The sequence below is a fragment of the Pedobacter antarcticus genome (assembly GCF_900112985.1).
Lineage (GTDB): Bacteria > Bacteroidota > Bacteroidia > Sphingobacteriales > Sphingobacteriaceae > Pedobacter > Pedobacter antarcticus.
The window spans coordinates 126999-141933 of record NZ_FONS01000005.1; the positions used below are offsets into that span (position 1 = coordinate 126999).

The 14935-nt window shown below is 44.4% G+C and carries 10 protein-coding genes; 9 read left to right on the top strand and 1 reads right to left on the bottom strand.

Translation table 11 applies throughout. The features are described from left to right. Positions 1-71 precede the first annotated feature (71 nt). The 3 genes from BM192_RS12150 to BM192_RS12160 are packed head-to-tail and all read left to right on the top strand — an operon-like array spanning position 72 to position 2085. Entirely contained in the window at positions 72-968 is an 897-nt protein-coding gene (locus tag BM192_RS12150) for a TraB/GumN family protein (protein WP_037441833.1), read from the top strand. A 3-nt stretch (positions 969-971) separates the two neighbouring features. Then, on the top strand, positions 972-1475 hold the full coding sequence (locus BM192_RS12155) for an RNA polymerase sigma factor (protein ID WP_037441830.1): 504 nt from the start codon (positions 972-974) through the stop codon (positions 1473-1475). Then, on the top strand, positions 1465-2085 hold the full coding sequence (locus tag BM192_RS12160; RefSeq protein WP_037441828.1) for a hypothetical protein: 621 nt from the start codon (positions 1465-1467) through the stop codon (positions 2083-2085). Before BM192_RS12155 ends, BM192_RS12160 begins: the two co-directional genes overlap by 11 nt. Positions 2086-2087: 2 nt before the next feature. On the opposite strand, the gene BM192_RS12165 is transcribed toward BM192_RS12160, so the two are convergent. Then, entirely contained in the window at positions 2088-2681 is a 594-nt protein-coding gene (locus tag BM192_RS12165) for an HPP family protein (protein WP_037441824.1), read from the bottom strand. A 148-nt stretch (positions 2682-2829) separates the two neighbouring features. Between BM192_RS12165 and BM192_RS12170 the strand changes: the two genes are divergently transcribed. From BM192_RS12170 to BM192_RS12195, 6 genes are all read left to right on the top strand, one after another. Further along, entirely contained in the window at positions 2830-3429 is a 600-nt protein-coding gene (locus tag BM192_RS12170) for an RNA polymerase sigma factor (protein WP_051759973.1), read from the top strand. An 84-nt stretch (positions 3430-3513) separates the two neighbouring features. Next, on the top strand, positions 3514-4746 hold the full coding sequence (locus tag BM192_RS12175; RefSeq protein ID WP_051759971.1) for a FecR family protein: 1233 nt from the start codon (positions 3514-3516) through the stop codon (positions 4744-4746). 258 nt (positions 4747-5004) lie between these two features. Beyond that, a complete protein-coding gene (locus tag BM192_RS12180; protein ID WP_051759969.1) occupies positions 5005-8385 on the top strand; it encodes a SusC/RagA family TonB-linked outer membrane protein in 3381 nt (1126 codons plus the stop codon). An 11-nt stretch (positions 8386-8396) separates the two neighbouring features. Next, on the top strand, positions 8397-10202 hold the full coding sequence (locus tag BM192_RS12185; RefSeq protein WP_037441822.1) for a RagB/SusD family nutrient uptake outer membrane protein: 1806 nt from the start codon (positions 8397-8399) through the stop codon (positions 10200-10202). Continuing rightward, positions 10196-12472 (top strand): GH92 family glycosyl hydrolase, encoded by a 2277-nt coding sequence (locus BM192_RS12190; RefSeq protein ID WP_037441819.1) that lies wholly within the window; start codon positions 10196-10198, stop codon positions 12470-12472. Before BM192_RS12185 ends, BM192_RS12190 begins: the two co-directional genes overlap by 7 nt. Positions 12473-12502: 30 nt before the next feature. Next, positions 12503-14923 (top strand): glutaminase family protein, encoded by a 2421-nt coding sequence (locus BM192_RS12195; RefSeq protein WP_037441817.1) that lies wholly within the window; start codon positions 12503-12505, stop codon positions 14921-14923. Positions 14924-14935 lie beyond the last annotated feature (12 nt).

Genomic DNA, 14935 nt, shown 5'->3' on the forward strand with positions numbered 1-14935 from the left:
ATGAGCTACTTATTGAGTATAAAAAATCTTTCAGGGCCCGAGAGTAAACCAACCTAAAATAAAAACAGAACATGAAAAAGACATTCAAAATATTCGCAGCAGGCATCGCACTAATTGGTTTATCTTTAGTAAACGGCCCTGCACAAGCACAGACTAAAAATAAAGCAGCTCTGGAACCTATTAAAGAGAAGGCTATGCTTTGGGAAATTAGCGGTAAAGGATTACAGAAGCCATCTTACCTTTTCGGCACTATTCATTTGATTTGCGCTGAGAACTTTGAAATTAAACCAGTAGTGGCAGAGAAAATCAAATCAAGCGACAGGCTGGTTATGGAGCTCGACTTCAGTAATAAAGAAACGCTTGCAGAATTACAGAAGGGTATGATGGGCGAGAAACCACTAAGCCAGACCTTGAGTGCCGCCGATTACCGGACTGTAGATTCCCTGGTGCAGCTTAAAGCAGGCGCGCCGCTTAAGAACTTTGATATGCTAACCTTGCAAACAGTTTCAAGTCTGCTTTTAGCTAAGGCAGCACCCTGTAAAGAGAGCAAATCCTTCGAATTCGAGTTTCTGAAGATTGCTGCGGACAATAAAATTGCAACCGGTCAGATCGAGCGTGTAACCGAGCAACTCGACTATCTCAAAAAAGCGTATTCGGACGAGCGTACTATTGCAGATTTCAAAAACTATGACCAGCTTACAAACATGTTAACAGCAATGGGCAAGAAGTATCAGGCGGGAGAATTGCAACAGGTCTATGATACGATAACAGCACCACAGTTTATGGATGAGACTGCCGTGAAATATATGTTGACGGAACGTAATCACAATTGGGCAGAGCGGATGCCGCAAATGATGGAAAAGGAAACAAACTTCTTTGCAGTAGGCGCGGCACATCTGCCTGGCGAAAATGGTATGATCCATTTGTTAAGAGCTAAAGGATATCAGGTTAAACCTATATTTAAATAGACATTGGAAACCCGGGAAAAAGAATTTCTTTCATTGATTGAGCAGCATAAAGGCATCATTCATAAGATCACCAAAATGTATATGGACGATCGGGATGATCAGCAGGACCTGTTTCAGGAAATCGTATACCAGCTTTGGAAATCATATGCAGCTTTCAAGGGCGATAGTAAATTTTCTACCTGGATGTATCGTGTAGCACTTAATACGGCGATTATCTTTCTTAGGAAAGAGAAAAAGAAACTAGATACCAGTGGCGAATTTCCCGAAAATATAGCGCAGGAAGAAGATCAGCATAACGAAAAAGAAGCCAGGCTTAAGCATTTCTATCAGGCAGTACAACAGCTGGAGAAAGTCGAGAAAGCGATTATCTTTTATCATCTGGAAGACTATTCCTCCCGGGAAATCGGTGAAAGTCTGGGTATAACAGAAGGAAACGTCCGGGTAAAACTAAACCGGGCAAAAAACAAAATTAAAGAACTGATAAAACTACAAGGATATGAATTTTGATGATTTTAAAACAGCCTGGAATGATGAGCAGGCAGCAGATATAAAAGTACCGGCAACAATAGAGAAATTAAAAACTGCACATATGCCGGTGGAACAGTTAAGAAGGAAAATGCATGGAGAATTTTATGTGCAGGTGATCTCCGTGATATTGATAGCCTTTATCCCCCAACTTCTAAATTTCAGCCAGTCATTGTACTTACCATTTTACGGTATGTATGCCGTATTCTTCAGTTTGTGTACATATTACCTGGCTAAGCTAATTATTTTTTACAAAACATTGGATGTAAGTACATTAAGTACTAAAGACAGTCTGTATGAAACCTATTATAATCTTAAACTGAATATTGAAGTGTATAAATCATTTACCTATTCACTTTCACCTTTTGCCCTGATTTTTGGTGCATTAGTTATTTTAAATGCAGGCGATGGTAAACTGATGAAAATGATTGTGGAACATGGCCTGAAAGATACACAGGTAATATGGGCAACCACGACCTTTATCGTTGTGATGGTCTCAGTTACCATTATTACAGAACTATATGTCTCTAAACAGTACGGACGCTACGCCAGTCAGCTTAAAACGCTGATTGACGAGCTTAAAGAAGTATAAACTTATTTTAGCGCCTTCCGCTGACGTCTTTTCCAGAACAGATACCATTGCTTATTCGCAGGATAGGAGCGGTGGCTGGTTCTGTTATTAAAGAAAATCGCTACCATCAATAAGATTAATGCACCTGAAAGTACAGGACTTAAAACGTACCAGTAACCCAGGCTTAAAACCTTTTCGGAACCAATATTGGCCAGCAGTGCAGTAGCACCACCCGGAGGATGTAGTGTTTTGGTTATTTGCATCAGCACAATTGATAAAGAAACCGATAACGCAGAAGCAAGCCATATCTCCCCCGGAATCAGCTTGTGGACAGTAACCCCGACTATTGCACAGAGCACATGGCCTCCGATAAAGTTGCGCGGTTGAGCGAGCGGACTGTTAATAATTCCGAAAATCAGGACTGCTGACGCACCGAATGAAGCAATCAGAAATAAGTTGTCATTTGCCGTGAAGTGGTCGCTGTGCAGCAGACTCAACAGACCGATTCCGCAGAATGAGCCTAAGAAAGTCCATAGGTGCTCTTTGAAATCAATTAATGTTTCCTTGTACAGAATGTAACGTGCCTTCCTGGCATGCCGGCGTATTTTTGTTCTCATCTTCGTGTTGCAAAGAAACGAAATAAGGGTAGGATTATCCGCTGATCATCATCATTTTTCACCTTAACGGACACGAAAAATGTAATTGCTTTAACAAGCTTTCGAATATTATGCATATTATTGAGTAAACCATTCCTAAGCTAACCAAATGTATAATCCTGAATCCAACCCTTTTGATAGGGAACGCCTCTTGTTGTGCAAAATCGTTTTAGGTGATCAAAGAGCCTTCACTGAGCTTTTTCATCAGCATCAGGCCATGGTTTACAATTTTGCTTTCAGGCTATTAAAATCTCAGGATAAAGCTACTGAAGTCGTACAGATTATCTTTATCCGAATCTGGCAGGGCAGGGAAAGATTGGGGGAAGTAGAAAATTTCGGCGCTTATCTGAACAGGGCAGTCAGGAATGAAAGTTATACCGCACTGCGCACTATCGCAAAGCAACGGATTAGGGAAACAGAGCTTTCCGGGGAAGACCCTGCGAGTGAAGTCAGCACCGATGATAGAATTCTCTATGATGAATCTGTGAACCGTCTCAATACCATTGTGAATATGCTTCCGCCGCAAAGGAAACTGGTTTACCAGTTATGCCATGAACAAGGTTTGAAATACCAGGAAGTAGCAGACCGGCTCAATATTTCTTCAGGAACCGTGCATAAGCATATGAAGCTTGCCTTGCAAACTATCCGTTCAAACTTTGGTGTGGCAGAGCAGGGAATTTTATTATTACTCCTTTACCGTTACTGGTAAACCCACCCGGTAAAAAATATTTTCATTTCCATTACCCGTGTTTACTTTTTGCTGCGTCAGTAGTGTGAACCAAATTCAAACTATATGAACGCCGAAAGGAAAGATTACTATCCTCTTTTCAAAAAATACCTGGATCAGACTGCCTCTGAAGCAGAAATCCTGGAATTTATGCGGTTTGCTTCCGACCCGGCAAATGAACTCCTCATCCACCATTTTCTGGTTGCGATACAAGATGAACAATACTCAGGACACGGTTTAAGTGAAATTCAGCAGGAAGAAATACTGCAGGAAATCTTCAGATCCGACAGCAATAGTGCCACTTTCAATGGGAAAACTATAAAACTTAAACGCTTAATAATCGGGATAGCAGCACTGCTTTTACTAGCCGGAGGTTATTTATCACTAACCAATACTCCTTCCAGAAAAAACATCAGCTTTCAGCAATATACAGGTAACGTGAAACCGGGAACTAATCAGGCAACCCTAACTGTGGAGAACGGTAAGATCATCACACTGACGGAGTTGCCCGAAGGAGAATTTCTCCGGAATCAGAACCTTAAAATAAGAAAGCAGCAGGGCGGATTACTGGTTTACGTTCCGGTTGATGCCAGGCAATCAGAGAGAAAGATACCCGCCATACATACTTTAAAGACACCTGCCGGCGGAAAGTTTCAGCTGCAGTTACCCGATGGAACACGCGTTTGGCTTAATGCATCTACAACATTCAGCTTCCCGAGTTCATTTGTTCCGGGAGAACCAAGAAAGGTCAGCTTAGAGGGTGAGGCTTATTTCGAGGTGGCTTCATCTATAGGAAAAGCAGGAAAAGTCCCGTTTATAGTTAGCACCCAAAATCAAGAGGTGGAAGTGCTGGGTACCCATTTCAACATTCAGGCCTACACAGAAAACGATAAAACTTTAACCACACTGGCAGAGGGGAGTATCAGGATTCACCAGCAGAATCAGTCTTCCCGTAAGATTCGTCCCGGGGAACAGGCCACTGTGGGAAGAGGGGCGGCCCGTCAGCAGATCGAAATACATCAGGTTGATACCAGTATGGCACTCGCCTGGAAGAACGGTCTTTTTAAATTTAAAAATGCAGGGATCAAGCAGGTAATGCAAGAATTCTCAAGATGGTATGCAATCGATGTTGCCTATGAAGGTAAAATACCCGATCTGAAGTTTAACGGGGAAGTTTACAGGGATATGAATGCTACACAGGCACTCAGGCTGCTGAGCATGGCTAGTATAAATTTCCGGGTCGTTCAGTCTGTGCGTAATCCGGAAATCAAACGAATTATTATAACCGGATCTAAATAAACCAAATATTAACCAAATATAAATTATGAAGAGAATAGACACAAAGCCGCGCTAAGGCCGGGCCAGGGTAGCCAAAAAAAAACCGGACAATGTTCGAGCATTGTCCGGGAGTATGATTTGAGCTAACCCATCCAGAAGGATAAAACAGTATTGCCTATTAACCCAAATCAACCAAAAGTAGGAAACCTTACCATAGCATACAATAGCCTTAAACAGCTATTAGTATCAGGTTCCCTGCGCCCAAACCCATTGTTTTCTATGAAAAACCAAGCTTTCAAGCCGGGTAAAATACGACACCCGACTTTATCGAAATTGCTACTGCTCATGAAATTAACCACTTTATTTCTGCTTTTTGGCCTGCTTCAGGTCAGCGCGGCAGTTCGTGCACAGCGGATCTCGATCCGGCAAAAAAATCAGCCGCTTTCGCTTGCGCTGGAAGCTATTAAACAACAAACCGGATATGTTTTTCTCAGCAACAGCTTTGACACAGAGAAAGAATCCATCACAGTAAATGTTAAAGATGCAGGCCTGGATCAGGCGCTGAAGGCATGCCTTGGTGACCTGCCCGTAGACTACCATATTGTAGACCGGACAATTGTGCTCACCTTACGAAAAACAATCCCGCAGATTTCCGCGCAGCAGATCCTGCGTGGAATTGTGAAAGATGAAAAAGGAGTCACTATTCCCGGAGCGGGTATTAAGATCAAAGGAACGCTGCAGACGACGACAACAGACATTAACGGTGCGTTCAGCATTGATGTACCCTCGCCCCAGGCGGTGCTGATTATCAGTTATGTCGGTTACCAGAGCCAGGAGATAGTCGCCGGAAACCAAAAAGCGCTCACAGTAAACCTGGTGCCATCAGAGAATGCGCTGGAAGAAGTTGCTGTCGTTGGTTTTGGCACTCAGCGTAAAGTATCCTTAACCGGAGCACAGTCCACTATTGATGCGAAAGAACTGAAACTACCCGTTGCCAGCATTACACAGTCACTGGCCGGCCGTATCGCTGGAGTTGTAGGTGTGCAACGCAGCGGCGAGCCGGGCAGGAGCACTGCTGACATCTGGATCCGCGGAATCTCTACCTTCGGTGGAAATTCCAGTGCACCCCTTATTCTGGTAGATGGAGTCGAGCGGTCTATCGATAATATCGATCCGGAAGATATTGAATCATTTACCGTCCTTAAAGATGCATCCGGTACCGCGGTTTATGGTGTCAGGGGTGCAAATGGTGTCATCATTGTAAAGACTAAAGTAGGGAAAGTCGGTAAGCCCTCTATTTTTCTCGATTATAATGAAGGCTTCAGCACGTTTACCAGAAGACCGCAGATGGCAGACGGCGTCACCTATATGAATATGGCTAATGAGGCCACAGCTGGCAGGGGAATGGATCCAAAGTTCTCGCAGGAACTGATTCAGAAGACCGCTTCAAGAGAAGATCCGCTGCTGTATCCCAATGTAGACTGGATGAAAGAAATCTTCAACAGGTTTAGCCGCAACCGCAGGGCCAACCTGAATGCAAGCGGAGGAGTCGATAACGCACAGTATTATGTTTCCCTTGCATATTATAATGAAGATGGATTCCTTAAAACTGATGACCTTTCCCAGTATAATTCCAAGCTGGATTATAAACGTTATAATTTCACGAGTAACCTTAACCTGAAACTAACCGGAACTACTAAAATGGATCTCGGGCTGCAGGGCTTTGCATCCAATGGAAACTATCCCGGTGAGAAGACAGAAGATATTTTTGGTTCGGCAATGGATATCTCACCCGTAGAATATCCGGTTATGTATCCAGGCAATTTCATTCCGGGTAAAGCTTCCAACGGTGGCTTCAGGAACCCGTATGCAGACCTGACACGCAGAGGATACAGGACTGAATTTGATAACCAGTTGTATACCAATTTAAGAGTAACGCAAGACCTCAATTTCCTGACCGAGGGCCTTACTGCGACAGCAATGGTTGCTTTTGATGTTAAGAATAATAACTCTATCAAAAGATCAAAACGCGAAAGCACGTATTTCCCCGATACTAATAAACCCTATAACGAAGATGGAAGCCTGAACCTGGTACAGACATTTAACAGCGGTGGAAATTATCTGAGTTATGAACCATCCCGTGGAGGAAACAGAAAATTTTATACAGAAGGAGCAGTTAATTACGATCGCGCTTTTGGTAAGCACCGCTTTGGAGGTTTAATGTTGGGTTATACGCAGGACTATACCAATCCATTTGCTGGAGACTTTACCTCCTCCATTCCCGAAAGATTCGTTGGTTTGGCTACCCGGGCTACTTATTCTTATGATGACCGCTATTTCGGAGAATTCAATTTCGGGTACAACGGCTCCGAACTTTTTGCGCCAGAGAATAGATTTGGCTCCTTTCCGGCATTAGGTCTGGGCTGGGTAGCGTCCAATGAGAAGTTTTTTGAAGGGCTCAAGAAATCGATATCCTTTCTGAAATTCCGGTACTCCATTGGTACCACAGGAATTGGTAAAATTGCCAATGGAGATCTCGTCGGGCGGCGATTTGCCTACCTCACGTTACTTTCCGATAATGCCCCCGGCTATCAGTTGGGCAAGAACTTCAATAACAGCGGTGGAATTAATATTACCGACTACGGCGTGGAGATCAGATGGGCAGAATCAAGAAAGCAAGATCTGGGCATGGAGATCAGGACCCTTAATGACAACTTATACATTATGGTTGACCTGTTCCGCGAGAAAAGAACCGGAATCTTTCTGCAGCGCCAGTCTGTTCCCAGCTTTATAGGTTTGGTAAACTCGCCTTATGGGAATTTGGGTGTAGTGGATAACAGAGGTATTGATGCCACTGTAGAATACAATGTTAAGGTAGGATCTGTCGATCTCGGCATTCGTGGAAATGTCACGTACAATAAAGATAAACTCGTTAATGATGACCGCCCCGAACAAGCCTATCCCTGGATGAGCCATATTGGTGATAATATCCTGTCCCGTTACGGTTATATCGCCGAAAAACTATTTGATAGCCAGGAAGAGATTGATGCCAGCGCTGTACCCGGATCAAAGCAGCTTATTAAACCAGGAGATATCAAATATCAGGATCTCAATGGCGATGGACTGATCAATGATTACGATAAAACCCGTATCGGCCGTGGTGACGTACCCAATCTGATTATAGGCTTTGGCTTCACTGCCTCCTATAAAGGCTTCGCTTTGAGTACCCTTTTCCAGTCTATGCATAATTCAGATATCATGTTGGGTGGCTCGGCTATTTTCCCTTTCAATGGCGGTGGCGGGCTGAGCAATGCCTATAGCAATATCACTAACCGCTGGACAGAAGAGAACCCCAGTCAGGACGTCTTCTATCCCAGACTGGCTTATGGAGAAGACCAGAACTTTAACAATACGCAGGCAAGCTCCTGGTGGGTGAAAGACAATAGTTTTATACGTTTAAAAACCGCACAGTTAAGTTATAACCTGCCGCCCCGTTTTTCCGAGAAACTGAGACTGAAAAATGCGGCTGTTTATTTAATCGGGACCAATCTGCTCACCTTCAGCAAATTTAAATTATGGGATCCCGAACTGCAGACCTCCAATGGAAATAAATATCCGCTGACTGCCAATGTATCCTTAGGACTCAACATTAAATTTTAAAACTGGAAAACATGAAAAAAGCTATATATATCACTTCACTTCTTCTGCTGATTCAATTCAGTTCCTGTAAAAAAGGATTTCTGGATCAGGTACCGAATGACCGGCTTACGCTTGATGAAACTTTTGCAAACCGTCAGACCTCAGAGAAATTTTTGAATAACATTTATAATAATATCCCCGATGAATTCGGGCAGCGCAATCCCGGTGGAGACCGTAATGCAGGATTATGGACAGCCGGATCAGATGAAGCAGAGTTTCTTTGGGGAGGTGTGCAGTCCAATAGCATGAACATTGGGAACTGGGATGCCACTTCTGGTTTTGTAAACGATTACTGGCGTAATTATTACCGCGGAATCCGTTCAGCAACCTTTTTTATGGCCAATATTGACAAGGTGCCTCAGATGTCACAAATGCTGAAAGACCAATATCGTGCAGAGGCAAAAGCACTGCGCGCTATGTTTTACTTCTACCTCGTACGCTTATATGGCCCGGTTATTCTCATGGGAGATGAGATCATCGAACCCGATGCGCCAGCCTCAGACGTGCAGCTCGCCAGAAGTTCTATGGATGAGTGCATCGCCTATATCACTAAAGAACTCGAAGAAGTAGCAGTGCAACTCCCGGTCACGCCGGCTAACGACGACAGCTACGGAAGAATTACACAAGGAATAGCACTGGCCTTCCGCGCACAGGCACTTTTGCTGAATGCCAGTCCATTATTTAACGGCAATGCAGACTTTGCAGCTTTGCAGAACCGCGATGGAAAACAATTAATTAATTCCAGCTTTGATGCCGGTAAATGGGCCGCAGCGGCAGCAGCTTATAAAGCCTTTATCAGTAAATACGTCCCCGGTACATACGACCTGTTCCGTAAGAACGATGCCGATGGCAAATATGACCCTTACCTTTCCTGCAGAGATGTGTTTTTAACAGACTGGAATAAAGAAGTGATTCTGGCCAGACCGGAATCTTCCCTTTCAGCCAGACAATATGAGATGACCCCTTACCATAGCGGATATGCGCGTGACTTCAAAGGTTCCGGAGCATTAGGGGCCACACAAGGACAGGTAGATGCCTTCTTTACGGCCAATGGAAGAGATATTAATGATGCAGGATCCGGTTATCTCACTACAGGATTTGCAGAAAAGGCAACTAAATATACTAAGGCCGGAATTTACAATCAGTGGGTAGGGCGCGAACCAAGGTTCTATGTAAATATTACCTATAATGGGAGTACCTGGTTAAACACTAACGAAGGCGAGATTACTACCGAATTATATAATACCGGTAATTCAGGTAAAGCAACCGGCGGAAACGACTATTGCCCCACAGGTTATGTTGTCAGAAAGGCTATGGGTCTGGGCAATTGGGATGTCAGCAGACGACCCGTTATTTTGTACAGGCTGGCTAATATATTTCTGGACTATGCCGAAGCGATAAACGAAGCAGAACCAGGAAGCAGTGAAGCTCTCAAATATGTAAACCTGATTCGTGAACGTGCTGGCATTCCTATCTACGGATCTGCAGATTTACCAGCACCAGGCGGGCAAAGCCAGGTACGTGACGCGATTCGCAAAGAACGCCGCTCGGAACTAGCATTTGAAAATGTCCGCTTCTTTGATACCCGCAGATGGAAAATAGCAGAACAGACAGACAATGGACCGATGAAAGGACTGGATATTGGTAAAAACCTGCCCGGTTTCCTGAATGTGGTTACTTTCGAGACACGCGTGTTCACTAAAAGACATTACCTGTTTCCAATTCCTTCAAATGATGTCAACGTAGACTCAGAATTAATACAAAATCCCGGATGGTAACAAAGAAAGCAATATTATTACTGGCCATCGGCCTGAGCAGAGCCGGTCTTTCGGCACAGCAAAAAAACCTCGTTCAGTACGTTAACACTTTACAGGGAACCAATTCCACGCATGAGCTCACCAGGGGTAATACCTATCCGACTACGGCATTACCTTTTGGCATGAACACCTGGACACCACAGACCGGTAAAAATGGAGATGGCTGGAAATACCAGTACCACAAAAAAACGATCAGAGGTTTTCAGCAGGCACATCAATGCAGTTCTTGGTCAAGAGATTACGCTGTATTCTCCTTAATGCCCGTGCTGGACAGTCTGGTTGTAGACGAAGACAAGCGGGCAACTGCCTTCAGTCATGATCAGGAAACCGGGAAGCCCGATTATTACCAGGTTAAATTTGCGAACCAGCTCCAGACAGAGATCGCGCCTACAGAGAGAGGAGCTCATCTGCGCTTCAGCTATCCGAAAGGTAAAAAGAGTTTTCTCGTATTAGACGGTTATACTAATTTAAGCGGCGTGCAGATAGATGTCGCTAAGCGGATCATTACAGGTTATGTAAATAATGGCGAAGGATTTAAGGAAGGTTTCCGGAACTTCTTTGTGATGCGCTTTGATCAGCCTTTTAAAGCTTATGGTACTTGGGAGAATAAGCAGAATACCATTCAAACCGGTAATCTCAGCGCAGAAGGGAAAGGTAAAGGAGCGTACCTCGAGTTTAAACCCGGTCTGAAAGTACAGGTTAAAGTCGCCTCTTCCTATATCAGTCCGGAACAAGCTGTGCTTAATCTGGAAACTGAACTCGGAAACGATAAACAACTCGAAGATACCAGGCGAAAGGCCGCTGCGGTGTGGAATGCCTCATTAGGTAAAATCGAAGTAGAAGGAGGAACGAAAGAAGACAAGGAAACTTTTTATTCCTGTTTTTTCCGTGCAAGCCTGTTCTCCCGCAAATTCTATGAGCTGGATAAAGATGGGAAACCCTATTATTTCAGCCCTTATGACGGTAAGGTACATGAAGGCTATATGTACACAGACACTGGGTTCTGGGATACCTTCAGGGCACAATTCCCACTAAATACGATTATGCATCCCGAAATGCACGGACGCTATATGCAGGGACTTATTTCTGCCTGGGAACAGTGTGGCTGGCTGCCATCCTGGTCTTTCCCCAGTGAAGCCGGCAGTATGATCGGGAATCACGCAATTTCTCTGCTAACAGATGCCTGGGCAAAAGGCATCAGGACATTTGATCCGCAGCAAGCGCTAAAAGCTTATTTACATGAAGCAACCAATAAAGGGCCATGGGGGCCTGCGAACGGACGGGATGGCTGGAAAGATTATTATCAGTTAGGTTATGTCCCTTATCCTGAAGTCCGCGAGGCGACTGCTAAAACGCTCGAATACAGTTATGACGATTTCTGCGGTTTTCAGCTTGCTGAGATGACCGGTCAGACATTTTACTCGGATATCTTCAAAAAAACAGTCTATAACTATAAAAATGTAATGGATCCTCAAACCAAATTTATGCGTGGGCGAGATCGTCAGGGGAAATGGAATGCCTCATTTGACCCCTATGAATGGGGTGGGCCTTTTACCGAAGGCAATGCCTGGCACTGGCAGTGGTCTGTATTCCATGACGTTCAGGGCCTTATCGACCTGATGGGCGGAGATGATGCCTTTAATACCCGTATGGATTCCGTATTTACTGCACCAAATACAGTTAATGTGGGCAGTTACGGCGGTATGATTCATGAGATGACCGAAATGGTTATGGCAGATATGGGGCAGTATGCACACGGTAACCAGCCCATTCAGCATATGCCTTATTTATACACTTACTCCGGTCAGCCCTGGAAAACACAGTATCAGGTCAGGAATATCATGTCCAAACTTTATAATGCCACTGAGAACGGTTATCCCGGAGATGAAGATCAGGGCCAGACCTCATCCTGGTACGTATTGAGTGCATTGGGCTTTTACAGCGTCACGCCCGGAACAGATCAGTATGTTTTAGGCAGTCCGGCATTTAAAAAGATTACTATTAACTTAGAGAACGGTAAACAGTTTGTTATTCAGGCAGATGGGAATGATGCAGAACATGTATATATCAAATCTGCGACGCTGAATGGCAAACCTTATGCAGCTAACTACGTTAAACATAGCGATATTACCAATGGTGGTTTGCTCCGTTTGGAAATGTCCGCTTCGCCTGAGAAACAGCGAGGTACAAAACTCGCAGACCGGCCATTTTCGCTAAGTACAAAACCGTAAATCATATAAAAATTAAATTACAGATACTTCATGAGAAAGCTATTCCTTTTACTAACCTGCCTCATTCTGAGCGGCAGGCTTTCAGCTCAGCAGACCGACCGCGCACCAGCTTATCCGCTGATTACCCACCATTCCAATTTTAGTATCTGGTCTTTTACCGATCAGCTGAACGCTTCGGTAACCAAACACTGGACGGGGAAAGAGCAGGCATTGTCCGGTATTTTAAAAGTCGATAATAAATCCTACCGCTTCCTGGGTAAACAAACCTTACAATATGAGCCGCTGCTGAATCTGGATAAGACCCCAGACGCTGCTTTCCGTTATACCTTTGAGCATCAGGAGTCCGGCTGGTATACAAATGATTTTGATGATCAGGATTGGAATGCAGGCATAGCCCCCTTTGGAGATGACCCTGTCAAAGCTAAAACCAGCTGGGATATGGACGAAATCTATCTGCGTAAGACTATCGAAATTGCCGATGTTCCAGAGCAGGATCTGTTTCTGAAAATCAGTCATGACGATAATATAATTGTCTACCTGAATGGCGAGCAGATCTTTAAGAAAGATGGGTGGGAAGATGATTATATCTATGTCCCCCTGAAAAAGTCTGTATTGAAAAAAGGAAAGAACTTACTGTCCATGCACGTGAAAAATACTGCTGGCGGCAGACATATAGACGCAGCACTCGTAACCAGTATACCACAGAAAAGCGGCGAATTAATCGCAAGACAGACATCAGTCAAAGTAGAAGCTACCAGGACCATTTATAACTTTACCTGTGGTGGGGTTAACCTCGAAGTCACTTTTCTCTCACCTTTATTACTGAACAGCCTGGAATTAACCGAACGGCCGGTAAGTTATATCAATTATATGGTACGTGCTACCGATGGCAGAAAGCATCAGGTCAATGTCGTATTTACAGCTTCATCAGACCTGGCCGTGAATACGCCCGATCAGGCCGTGTCTGCCTGGAAAGGTAAAGCAACTGGCATCTCTTATCTGAAAACCGGTACAGTAGCACAGCCCATGCTGCAAAAGTCCGGGGACAATGTCAGGATAGACTGGGGTTACCTGTATGTAGCCGTTCCGGAAAAGTATAAGGCTGTACAGACCTTGAACAGTTTGCCGGCCGGTCAGCTGAAATTGCTGAACAAAAAATCGGTTAACCTAAATACCAATATCAATTTTGGCCTGGTAGCTGTTGCTCCGGTCGAAAAACACATCATGCTCGGTTATGATGATATCAACCCAATTCAGTATTTCAAGCAGAACCTTAAGCCGCTCTGGAAGAAAAAGCAGGCACAGACTTTCATCACGCAGCTGCAGCTTGCGGAAAACCAGTATGAAAAGGTACGCGCGCAAAGCGTCGCTTTCGACAAGGAGCTTTATGCCAAAGCTGTGAAAGCAGGCGGAGAGAAATATGCCGCGATCTGTAAACTCGCATACAGACAAAGCATTGCTGCGCACCGTTTAGTTCGTTCCCCTCAGGGAGAATTGTTGTTTATGTCGAAAGAGAATTTTAGCAATGGATCCATTAATACGGTGGACATTACTTATCCCTCTGCACCGCAATACCTGTTATATAACCCCGATCTGCTAAAAGGAATGATGAACGGTATTTTCTACTATAGTGAAAGCGGTAAATGGGCAAAACCATACCCTGCACATGATCTGGGTACTTATCCACTTGCGAATGGCCAGACTTACGGGGAAGATATGCCTGTAGAAGAAGCCGGTAATATGCTCATTTTAACTGCAGCGATTGCCAAAGCAGAAGGCAATGCTGCTTATGCAGAAAAACATTGGAAAATCTTAACGACCTGGACGGACTATCTCGTTAAAGAAGGCTTTGACCCCGATAACCAGCTTTGCACAGACGATTTCGCCGGTCACCTTGCACACAATACCAACCTTTCAATAAAAGCTATCGTTGCTATCGGCGGTTATGCACAGCTTGCCGAAAAATTAGGTAAGACAGCAGAAGCGGCCAAATACCGTCAGGCGGCGCAGGAAATGGCAGATAAATGGGTTAAACAAGCAGATGCAGGAGATCATTATGCCCTGGTATTTGATGATAAGAATACCTGGAGCCAGAAGTATAATCTGGTATGGGATAAATTATTGGGGTTAAATCTTTTCCCGAAGGAAGTATACAAAAAAGAAGTGGCCTGGTATCTGAAGAAGGGTAATAAATTCGGGATCCCGCTCGACAGCCGCAAGACCTATACAAAATCAGACTGGATCGTCTGGACAGCTACACTGACAGATGACCGGAAAAATTTTGAAAAGCTGGTTAACCCGGTTTACCGGTTCGCCACCGAAAGCGAAAGCCGTGTACCACTTAGTGACTGGTATGAGACTACTAATGGAGAAGTCATGAATTTCCGCGCCAGAAGTGTCGTGGGAGGCTTCTTCATCAAGATGCTTGCCGATAATTGGGGGGTTAAGTAAGCAGCAAAAAGG